The 2,464-nt window shown below is 71.9% G+C and carries 3 protein-coding genes; all 3 read left to right on the top strand.

Features of this window, described 5'->3' with window-relative positions:
* On the top strand, positions 1 to 267 hold a 267-nt coding region (locus ACWD1Z_RS37135; protein WP_451125291.1), incomplete at its 5' end, for a phosphopantetheine-binding protein.
* 51 nt (positions 268 to 318) lie between these two features.
* Positions 319 to 1,428 (top strand): MupA/Atu3671 family FMN-dependent luciferase-like monooxygenase, encoded by a 1,110-nt coding sequence (locus ACWD1Z_RS37130; RefSeq protein ID WP_451125290.1) that lies wholly within the window; start codon positions 319 to 321, stop codon positions 1,426 to 1,428.
* On the top strand, positions 1,425 to 2,464 hold a 1,040-nt coding region (locus ACWD1Z_RS37125), incomplete at its 3' end, for a condensation domain-containing protein (RefSeq protein WP_451125288.1). The genes ACWD1Z_RS37130 and ACWD1Z_RS37125, both read left to right, overlap by 4 nt.

The following is a 2,464-nucleotide window of genomic DNA, read 5'->3' as shown; positions in this document are numbered from 1 at the left end:
CCGCACACGAACCGCGAGAAGGCCCTGTGCGCGATGTACGCGGACCTGCTCGGCCTCGACGAGGTCGGCACCGACGAGAGCTTCTTCGACCTCGGCGGCCACTCGCTGCTCGCCACCCGCCTGGTCAGCCGCATCCGCGCCGACCTGGGCATCGAGATCCCGGTGGGCACGCTGTTCGACGCGCCGAGGGTGGCCGATCTCGCGCCGCACCTGGACGGCGCGCCCACCGCCCGGCCACCACTGCGGCGCATGCGCCGCCCCGACTGAGGCCCGCCCGGCGTGGACCGGACCGCAACCGACCGACAGGGGACCCCCGCCATGGACTTCAGTCTCTTCTACTTCGCCGACGACAGCGCCGGCACGCCGACCGGCGACCCCCGCGGACGGTACGAACTGCTGCTGGAGGGAGCCCGGTTCGCCGACCGCAACGGCTTCACGGCCGTATGGACGCCCGAACGCCACTTCCACCCCTTCGGCGGGCTCTACCCCAACCCGGCGGTGACGGGCGCAGCGCTCGCCACCGCGACGCACCACATCGCCATCCGCGCCGGAAGCGTCGTGGCGCCCCTCCACCACCCCGCCCGTATCGCCGAGGAATGGTCCGTGGTGGACAACCTCTCCGGCGGGCGCGTGGGCGTCTCCTTCGCCTCCGGCTGGCACCCCGCCGACTTCGCCCTCGGCCACACCGCGTACGCCGACCGCAAGACGGTGCTGCTGCAACGCCTCGACGAGGTACGACGGCTGTGGCGCGGCGAACCGCTCGACGTCACCGACGGCAACGGGGCGCCCACCACCGTCCGCGTCTTTCCCCCGCCCGTTCAGCCGGAGCTGCCGGTCTGGGTGACCAGTGCGGGCGAGGCCGACACCTTCCGCGCCGCCGCCCGGGCCCGCGCCGGGGTGCTGACGCATCTGCTCCACCAGAACCTCGACGAGCTGGCCGAGAAGATCGCCGAGTACCGCCGGACGGCCCGCCGCACCCACGACGGCTGGGACGGCCATGTCGCCCTGATGCTCCACACCTATCTCGCCGAGACGCGCGCCGAGGCCCGGGACACCGTGCGCGAGCCCCTGCGCGACTACCTCAGAAGCTCCATCCACCTGGTGACCCGTTCGTTCACCGAGGCCGACCCCGACTTCGACCTGGACTCCCTGGACGACGAGGACATCGACTTCCTCCTCACCCGCTCCTTCGAGACGTACTTCGACCAGCGGGGCCTGTTCGGAACCGTCGACGACGCCCGCCGCACCGTCGAGGCCGTGCGCGCCGCGGGAGTCGACGAGATCGCCTGCCTGATCGACTTCGGCGTCGACACCAAGGCCGTGCTCGCCGGACTGCACCGGATCGGCGAGCTCCGCGCGGGTTCCAATGCCAACCAGCCGGGCGCCGGCCCAGCCACCCACCGAGCCCGGAGGTCGAGCGCAGCATGATCCCCCTGTCTTTCTCCCAGGCCCGCTTCTGGTTCCAGGAGGAGCACGGCGGCGACCGTCACGCGTCACCCGCCGCCCCCGTGCTGCTGCGCCTGTCCGGTGAGCTGGACACGGCCGCGCTGGAAGCGGCCCTGCGGGACGTGGTGGCCCGGCACGAGAGCCTGCGCACCGTCTTCCCGGTGACCGACGGAGTGCCCCACCAGCGGGTGCTCGGCCCCGAGCGGGCGTGCGACCTGGCACTGGGCCGCGCGGACGTCACCCCGGAAACACTGCCGGACACGATCGCGACGGTGTGCGGGGGCCGCTTCGACCTGTCGTACGAGCTGCCGGTCCGCGCGAAGCTGCTGACCGTCGGACCGGTGGAGCACGTGCTGGTGGTGGCGGTCCACCACATCGCCTTCGACGGCTGGTCGGTCGGCCCCTTCGTCCGCGACCTGTCGACCGCCTACGCGGCACGGCTGCGCGGCACCGCCCCCGTCCACGACGAACTGCCGGTGCAGTACGCCGACTTCACCCTGTGGCAACGGGAACTGCTGGGCTCGGAGGGCTTCGAGGAGCGCCAACTCGACTTCTGGCGCACCACGCTCCACGTCCTGCCCGACGAACTGCCCCTGCCCTTCGACCGCCCCCGTCGGACAACCGGCACCCGGGGCGCCGGACTGATCGAGTTCACCATCGGATCCCCCACCCTGCACGCCCTGTCCGAGGTCGCCCGACACAACCGGTCCAGTCTGTTCATGGTGCTGCACGCGGTGGCGGCGGGTGTGTTGTCGCGGACGGGCGCGGGAGAGGACGTAGTGGTCGGCAGTCCCGTGGCGGGGCGCTCGGATGCGGGATTGGAGGAGCTGGTCGGGTGTTTCGTGAACACGGTGGTGGTGCGGTCGGATGTGTCGGGGGATCCGTCGTTCGGTGAGTTGCTGGGGCGGGTGCGATCGGCGGTACTGGGGGCGTTGGAGCATCAGGATGTGCCGTTCGAGCGGGTGGTGGAGGCGGTCAATCCGGTGCGTTCGGCGGGGCGGCATCCGCTGTTCCAGGT

The organism is Streptomyces sp. NPDC002784 (assembly GCF_053592135.1).
Note: the sequence above shows the minus strand (reverse complement) of the source record. Positions and strands in the feature narration are given on the sequence as shown.